The sequence below is a fragment of the Scopulibacillus daqui genome (assembly GCF_016908855.1).
Classification (GTDB): domain Bacteria; phylum Bacillota; class Bacilli; order Bacillales; family Sporolactobacillaceae; genus Scopulibacillus_A; species Scopulibacillus_A daqui.
The window spans coordinates 1-7853 of the sequence record NZ_JAFBER010000041.1; the positions used below are offsets into that span (position 1 = coordinate 1).

The window sequence follows — 7853 nt, forward strand, 5'->3', positions numbered from 1 at the left end:
GAAGAAAAATCGAAAAAATATAAAAGCAAGTGGAGAAAAACAATTTGTTTTTCTCCACTTGCTTCATTTTAAGGACTTATCAGACAAGCCCTTTTTCTGGCCGTTAAACCATAAGTTGTGGCGCACTTGCTATGGTTTTATCAGTAGACCTTGGCATCAGCCAAGTTATTTTTATTATGCGTTTTTATTTTAAAGATATGCAAAAAGTCAATTTGTCAGCGCGATTTTTTGTCCTAGCCCGGTTTTTATGGCTCTTTCATATATTAGCTTGGCTGCGGCAATATCAGCAACGGCCAAACCGACGGATTTAAAAAAGGTCATCTCCTGATCATTTTCACGGCCTGATTTAATCCCGCCGGCAATTTGGCCTAACTCCCCGTAAATGTTTTCAGCTGCAAATCTTCCTTCCTTAATAGGCGTTATTAGATCGCCTGTTTCTTCCAGAACTGCTTCCTTTGATTCAACAACGACTTTTTCAGCCGTCTCTAAGACAAAACTGGGTATCTCTTGCATTTCAGGGCGGTATGAACCGACAGCATTAATGTGAAGTCCAGGTTTTAATTGAGTTACAGTAAAGATAGGTGTTTCAGCATTCGTTGCAGTTACAAGAATATCACTGTATTGTACGGCCTCGTCAGCATTATGGCAGACGGTGATTTTTAAATTTCTATATTGCGACGAAAGCTCTTGTTTGAACCTATCAGCTTTAGAGGACGTACGGTTAAAAAGGCGAATTTCAGAAATGGGCCGGACACAAAGCATGGCTTCAACAAGTCCTCTTGCCTGTGCGCCGGTACCGATAACGGAGAGAATATGGGCATTAGAACGTGCCAAATACTTTGTGGCAAGCCCTGATAAAGCCCCTGTTCTAAGTACGGTTAAATATGACCCTTCTATTAATGCCAATGGTTCGCCGGTTTTGAAGTCTAGCAAGAGAACGATACCTTGTATCGGCTCTTTATTCAATTTTTTGTTTTCGGGAAAGACAGAAACAACTTTTATGCCCAGTCCTCCGATAGATTCTGCCAGGGAGGGCATAAACAAAGCGTTGCCGCGAGCTTTTGATACAGGTAAAGCGGTGCGTACAGGCGTTGTGGTTCTGGCCTTTGAGTATTCAATTAAAGCTGTTGCCATCGCGTCAATCATCTCATTCATAGTGACAGATTTTTTGATGTCACTTTTACTTATAGCCAGCATAGGCATGCCTCCTTGGAAGGTTATACATAATACTTAATGACAGGGAATCCGAAATCCTTCTTCTGACAGGTTTTCCATAAAAAAAGCCGCCGGATAACTTTATCCAACAGCTGGTATTTGACAATATTCACACTCGCCTTACATTCACAAGGTCAGTGCCTTGAGAAGAAATGCCATATTAATGATGATGCGTCAGGCCCGAGCGGATCAGTATAGGAGCCTTCAGGGCTTCCTCCTGACCACTTATGCCCCATTAAATCGATCATCCAAAGCTCCATTAACGGTTTCCCTTCTTTGTCGTTGTATATGTGCTGGGTATAGCTTCTTTTATTAATAATGCCGGTCTTTTGAGAGGCTGGTGTGACATCGGCTTTGCCTTTGCCGCCTTCTGCAAGAAAATTCGTTTGCGCCCATTGAATAATCACCTGTTGGCCGTTTATAGGATGGACGGTTGTATCACAAATGCCGTGGAACACAATCACAGGCATTTTTCTTTTGTAAGCGCCCATTTCCTCATAAGCAGCATTTCCGCATTGATAAGGGTCGGCTGTCCCTTGGATCATGACATTTAAGGCCGTCTGTGCTGTCGGGTCTACCGGGATAAAGACATCGACAGCATCATAGGGCAGGCCGGAGCAAACACCAATGGCACTGAACACGTCCGGATAGGTGACGCCTAGAATCGTTGCCATAGCTGCACCTGCAGACAGCCCCGCTGCGTACACTTTATTTGCAGCAATGCTGTAATTTTTCTTGATGTCATCAATCATATCCTTAATAATCTTTGGCTGTCCTTCGGCGCGATGCTGGTTATCATCTAAAAACCAATTCCAGCATCTATCAATATTAAATTCGGTTGGATTAAAAGGGTTAAATAGTGCATTCATTTCAGGGTAAAGGACAAAAAAGTTTTCTCGTTCAGCCAAATCATTCATTTTTGTGCCTCGGGCGAAGTCGTCCGGGTCTTGTTTGCACCCATGCAGCATGACTAACAATGGCAATGGTTTTTCCTTTTTATAATGAGCAGGGACATAAAGTTTATAACGGTATCCATCGAGGGTGTGTTCTGTGAAGCTGCCCAAAATGATCCCCCCTTTAAAATATTTATGAGCGGTGATTGCCGGCTTAATGAGATCTTGCTCACTTCGGCATATATGCTGGCCGTTCAAGCACCTAAGCGGTCGCCTAAATGATATTTTCCTTCAGGACAGTAACTGGATTGTGCTTTTAAACATGTTGATTATATCTTGGTCGATTATCGTACGGCTTATTTAACTCTTTTCAATATATACTTTTCATCCCTCCTGTTCAAATGTTATCAGCCCCTTAGGAAAATGGGGGCATGTACGATTTTTTTCATAATAACTTATCAATCGGCGTTTTTTATCACATAATATCTGTGGAGCATTAAATTCTGGAAGAAAGGTTTATGACATAAATAGAAAGGCGGGTTTACATATTATGAAATTATTTACCGATAGCGATCTTGATGGTATAGGCTGCGGCCTCATCGCAAAGATTGCTTTTGGCGATGAGGCGGAAGTCTCTTATTGTACGTATCGCAATTTAAACCAGCGCGTTGCTGGATTTCTTGAAGATCCTAAGAATGAAGATACGCCTGTTTATATAACCGACCTTGCTGTGAATGAAACCGTTGAAAAAGCATTGGACAAGAGATTCAATGAAGGAAATTTTGTTCAAATGATCGATCATCATGTGACGGCCATGCACTTTAACGATTACAAATGGGGCTGGGTGAAACCCGAAGATGCATCTGGAACGAAGACATGTGCCGCGTCGCTTTTCTATCATTATCTAATAAAAAAGAATTTGATTCATCCAACAGAAGCCCTGGATACTTTTATTGAACTCATTCGCCAATATGATACGTGGGATTGGGAAGAGAATGACAATGTGGATGCCAAACGTTTGAACGATTTGTTTGGCATTATCGGCCGGGACCAGTTTGAATCAGAAATGCTGCATCGGTTAACCGAGAATCCTGACCAATTTTCTTTATCAGAAACTGAAGAGACGCTGCTGGATATTGAAGAGAAAAAAATCGATCGCTATATCAATTCAAAACGGTGGCAAGTTGTTCAAGCGATTATTGATGATTATTGCATGGGCATCGTTCATGCTGAACAATATCATTCAGAGCTTGGAAATACATTGAATAAAATTTATCCTCATTTGGATTTAATCGCCATAGTGAATGTAGGTACGAAAAAAATAAGTTTACGAACGGTCTATGATCACGTTGACGTTTCTGAAGTTGCCAAGCATTATAACGGCGGCGGGCATCCGAAAGCCTCCGGATGCGACTTAAATGACGAGGCATTTAAAAAGTTTGTCACCGATGCCTTTTCATTGCCGGCAATCAAGCCTGATCCTGATTTAAATGAGTTTAATGTTAAAGGTTCATCACATGGGACATGCTATATTAACCGCAAAGGAGACATTTCTTTCATCAGGCCTATTTATGAAAATGAATGGGAAATTGTTCATGATGGTATGCGTATTGATCGCGTATTCCCTTCATTTGATGAGGCGGAACGTTATCTGAAACGGCAGTATGCCTCATGGCTGAGATACGATGATGATATGATTCATCAACTGACAAGAGCCTTGCCGTATACCGAAGAAGAAGTCAGAGCAGATTTTGAAGGAATTATGCAAGGGATATGGAGCGATAAAAATCAGCTGTTGGACGAATGAATCCAGCAGCTGATTTTGTTTTACTTCTAAATAGGCACCGTCTGCATTTCATTCTAAAAAAATGAAGAAATATAACTAGTTTTGTCTAATTATCAGAATTGTCTAAAAAATAGTAGCTATTCGCATGCCTTTTCGCTAAAATTAATAAAAGATATGAGGACTCTATCATTGTCTTTGTATCAATTCTATTGAATATAGAAATGGGGGTGGTATAGTGTCAAAACCCGTGCTCGATGTTCAAGGATTAAAAACTTATTTTTTTACAGATGACGGAAAGGTCCCTGCTGTTGATGGTGTGGACTTTTATGTCAAAGAAGGAGAAATATTGGGTGTTGTGGGAGAGTCGGGATGCGGCAAGAGTGTTACCTCACTTTCAATTATGGGGCTGCTGCCGTCTCCGCCTGGGAAAATTATCGGCGGTCATATTTACTATAAGGATGATGACATTACATATGCATCCGAAGCAAAAATGAGGAAGATTCGCGGCAATGAGATTGCAATGATATTTCAGGAGCCGATGACATCATTAAATCCGGTATTTACGATAGGCAGCCAAATGATTGAAGCGATTCGCATTCATAAAAAGTATTCAAAAAAGCAAGCGGCAGAAAGAGCTGTTGAATGGCTCAAACTAGTCGGGCTTCCAAGGGCAGAGTCATTGATGGATAACTATCCTCATCAATTATCCGGCGGCATGCGGCAGCGTGTCATGATCGCAATGGCTATGTCTTGTGATCCAAAAGTCTTGATTGCAGATGAACCGACAACGGCGCTTGATGTCACGATTCAAGCGCAAATAATTGAGTTGATGTTAAAGCTTAATCGGGAAACAAAGACAGCCATTATGATGATCACCCATGATCTTGGGGTTGTCGCTCAAATGTGCCATAGAATTGTTGTCATGTATGCCGGAAAAATTGTCGAAGAAGGGTTTATCAGAGATATATTTAAGAATCCAAAGCATCCCTATACCCAAGGCCTTATTCGTTCCGTTCCAGATATGAGAAATAGGAAGGAACGCCTTTATTCCATTAAAGGAAGCGTACCAAAGCCCGGCACAATCAAAACCGGATGTCTATTTGCCCCGCGCTGCGAATATGTTACGAGGCGATGCACCGAGGAAGAACCTCATTTGATCAAAGATCATGATAATAAGCATAGCGTACGCTGCTGGCTGTATCAAGAACAGTAGGGGGAATAGTGTATGGGCGAGCCTCTGTTAACGGTAGAAAACCTGAAAAAACATTTTCCGATTGAAAGCGGTATTTTTGGAAGGGCGGCCGGGCACATCAAGGCCGTTGATGGTGTCAGTTTTACTGTCCATGAAGGGGAAACGCTTGGACTTGTTGGCGAAAGCGGCTGTGGGAAGTCGACAACAGGCCGAATGATTTTAAGATTAATCGAACCTACCGACGGACGAATCGTTTTTGCCGGCAAAGAGATGACCAAGCTTCCGAAACGGGAGCTAAGAGAGATCAGAAAAGACATTCAAATGATTTTTCAGGACCCTTTCGCATCATTAAATCCCCGCCATACAGTTGAAAGAATCATAGAAGAGCCAATGATTGTTCATAAGCTTGGCGGCAAAAAAGAAAGAAAGCGCCGAGTAAAAGAACTTCTGGAAGTTGTCGGTCTGGATAGTTATCATGCCAAACGTTACCCGCACCAGTTCAGCGGCGGGCAAAGGCAAAGAATTGGCATTGCCCGGGCACTCGCGGTCAATCCTAAGCTCATTATAGCTGATGAACCTGTATCAGCGCTCGATGTATCCGTTCAATCACAAGTATTAAATCTTCTTTCTGATTTGCAAGAGCAATTTTCATTAACTTTTTTATTTATTGCCCATGACTTGAGTGTTGTTCATCACTTCAGCGACCGTGTTGGCGTTATGTATTTAGGTCAAATTGTTGAATTGGCAGCGAGCGATCAACTGTATGATGACCCAAAGCACCCATATACTCAAGCATTGCTGTCAGCGGTGCCGGTTCCGGATCCAGATTCAGAAAAAGAAAAAATGATTTTATCCGGTGATGTGCCAAGCCCGGCTGATCCGCCTAAAGGCTGTGTGTTTCATAATCGTTGTCCAATGGCGATGGATAAATGCAAAGCCGTCAAACCAAAGCTGGCAGCGATTGACGACGGGCGGCTGGCTGCCTGTCATTTATATCATTAGTTTAAAGGGGGATTTACATGAAGAAGTTATTGGCAGCGGCTGTTTCAATCGTTTTTATATTATCAATCGCTTTATCAGGATGTTCATCGGGATCAAGTGAAAAAACGTCAAGCAGCAATAAGCAAGATACGCTTGTCTATGGACGCGGCGCTGATACAACATCGCTTGATCCGGCGGTCGTTACTGATGGTGAATCTTTTAAAGTCACGAAAAATATCTATGATACGCTTGTCGACTATAAAGGACAGACGACAAATGCTGCCCCGGGACTTGCTGAAAGCTGGGATGTGTCTCCTGATGGGTTAACGTATACGTTTCATTTGCGAAAAGGGGTTAAATTCCAAGACGGCACTGATTTTAATGCCGAAGCCGTAGTCTATAACTTTGATCGTTGGATGAATAGCCACGATGCCGGGAAGTTTGCTTATTATGCTTCGATGTTCGGCGGCTTTAAAGGAGATAAAGGCCATGTTATTGACAGTGTAACAGCAAAAAATAACAACACCGTCATTTTTAAATTAAAACATCCTTCCGCACCGTTTTTAAAGGACTTGGCCATGCCGCCTTTTGCTATTGCCAGCCCAACCGCCCTTAAGAAATACGGCGCTGATTACGGCAAGAAAGCGGCTGTCGGTACAGGGCCGTTTAAATTTAAAAGCTGGCAGGAAAAAGATTCTATTACTCTAGAAAAAAATAATAACTATTGGAAAACGGGCGAACCGAAGCTTAACCGTCTTATTTTTAAAGTCATTCCTGATAATTCGGCTCGTCTAAATGCCTTAAAGAATGGTGAAATCGACTTAATGGACGGCGTCAATCCAAGCGATGCAGCGGACTTGAAGAATAACCAAAATATTAAGGAATACAAACGTCCGCCAATGAACGTTGCTTACCTTGGATTCAATGTAGAAAAGAAACCGTTTAATAACAAAAAGGTTCGCCAGGCGTTAAATGATGCTGTAGATAAAAAGGCGATCATTAAGGGGTTCTTTGCAGGAAATGCCAAACCTGCAACTAACCCAATGCCGTCAAGCATCGAAGGTTATAACAATGATATTAAGCCTTACGATTTTGATTTAAAAAAGGCTAAAAAGCTATTGGCTGAAGCTGGTTACCCGCATGGTTTTAAAACAGAACTGTGGACAATGACAAACCCTAGGGACTACATGCCGGCACCGGAGAAAACTGCCGAAGCCATCCAAGCTGACTTTAAGAAAATCGGCGTTGACGCCAAGATTGTTAATATGGAATGGTCAACTTATCTAGATAAGGTTCAAAAAGGCGAAGCGCCGATGTTTATTATAGGATGGACCGGCGATAACGGCGATCCTGATAACTTTTTGTATACGCTCCTCGATAAAGACGCCATCGGCAGCAATAACTACTCTCGTTATGCCAATGAAGAAGTTCATAAATTAAACATTGAAGCCCAATCAGAAACGAATAAGGCTAAGCGGGATGAACTCTATAAAAAGGTTCAATCCATTGTTCACGATGATGCCCCGTGGGTTCCGCTCGTCTATGCTGAACCGGTGCTTTTAGGAAAACCTAATCTAGAAAATTTCAAACCGCACCCAACCGGAACTGACAAATTTGATGACGTTTATTTTAAATAATGGCATTGTCTGTCCCTGTGAATTGCGGATAACTTTTTTTTCAATATGTTAAAGAGGGGCTGTCCAAAAAGTCAGTATAACTGACTTTTTGGCGCCCCTTTTTCATTTTTTTATTAAAAAAAGTACACAAAAAAACCGTCCGATCTTTT

At 42.0% G+C, this 7853-nt stretch carries 7 protein-coding genes; 5 read left to right on the top strand and 2 right to left on the bottom strand.

Translation table 11 applies throughout. The features are described from left to right. Positions 1 to 193, top strand: a 193-nt coding sequence (locus tag JOD45_RS15905; protein WP_205004897.1) for a hypothetical protein, incomplete at its 5' end; no start/stop codon positions are given. Between the two features lie 14 nt (positions 194 to 207). On the opposite strand, the gene JOD45_RS15910 is transcribed toward JOD45_RS15905, so the two are convergent. Together JOD45_RS15910 and JOD45_RS15915 are read right to left on the bottom strand one after the other, a co-directional pair. Continuing rightward, positions 208 to 1197, bottom strand: a complete 990-nt coding sequence (locus JOD45_RS15910; RefSeq protein ID WP_205004898.1) for an ornithine cyclodeaminase family protein — start codon at positions 1195 to 1197, stop codon at positions 208 to 210. 152 nt (positions 1198 to 1349) lie between these two features. Then, a complete protein-coding gene (locus tag JOD45_RS15915) occupies positions 1350 to 2279 on the bottom strand; it encodes an extracellular catalytic domain type 1 short-chain-length polyhydroxyalkanoate depolymerase (protein ID WP_205004899.1) in 930 nt (309 codons plus the stop codon). Positions 2280 to 2658: 379 nt separating this feature from the next. Here JOD45_RS15915 and JOD45_RS15920 point away from each other — a divergent pair, with 379 nt between their 5' ends. The 4 genes from JOD45_RS15920 to JOD45_RS15935 all read left to right on the top strand — a co-directional run bounded on the left by JOD45_RS15920 (position 2659) and on the right by JOD45_RS15935 (position 7704). Then, on the top strand, positions 2659 to 3915 hold the full coding sequence (locus JOD45_RS15920; protein ID WP_239549331.1) for a DHH family phosphoesterase: 1257 nt from the start codon (positions 2659 to 2661) through the stop codon (positions 3913 to 3915). A gap of 211 nt (positions 3916 to 4126) precedes the next feature. Next, positions 4127 to 5107, top strand: a complete 981-nt coding sequence (locus JOD45_RS15925) for an oligopeptide/dipeptide ABC transporter ATP-binding protein (protein ID WP_205004903.1) — start codon at positions 4127 to 4129, stop codon at positions 5105 to 5107. Positions 5108 to 5119: 12 nt separating this feature from the next. Continuing rightward, complete coding sequence (locus tag JOD45_RS15930) at positions 5120 to 6088, top strand: ABC transporter ATP-binding protein (protein ID WP_205004900.1); 969 nt, start codon at positions 5120 to 5122, stop codon at positions 6086 to 6088. A 17-nt stretch (positions 6089 to 6105) separates the two neighbouring features. Further along, positions 6106 to 7704: an ABC transporter substrate-binding protein gene (locus tag JOD45_RS15935; RefSeq protein ID WP_205004901.1), complete on the top strand. Its 1599-nt coding sequence runs from the start codon at positions 6106 to 6108 to the stop codon at positions 7702 to 7704. Positions 7705 to 7853: the final 149 nt, after the last annotated feature.

Coding starts and splice junctions, on each gene's coding strand:
- JOD45_RS15910 (WP_205004898.1), bottom strand. CDS start 1,197: ATGCTGGCTATAAGTAAAAGTGACATCAAAAAATCTGTCACTATGAAT.
- JOD45_RS15935 (WP_205004901.1), top strand. CDS start 6,106: ATGAAGAAGTTATTGGCAGCGGCTGTTTCAATCGTTTTTATATTATCA.
- JOD45_RS15920 (WP_239549331.1), top strand. CDS start 2,659: ATGAAATTATTTACCGATAGCGATCTTGATGGTATAGGCTGCGGCCTC.
- JOD45_RS15930 (WP_205004900.1), top strand. CDS start 5,120: ATGGGCGAGCCTCTGTTAACGGTAGAAAACCTGAAAAAACATTTTCCG.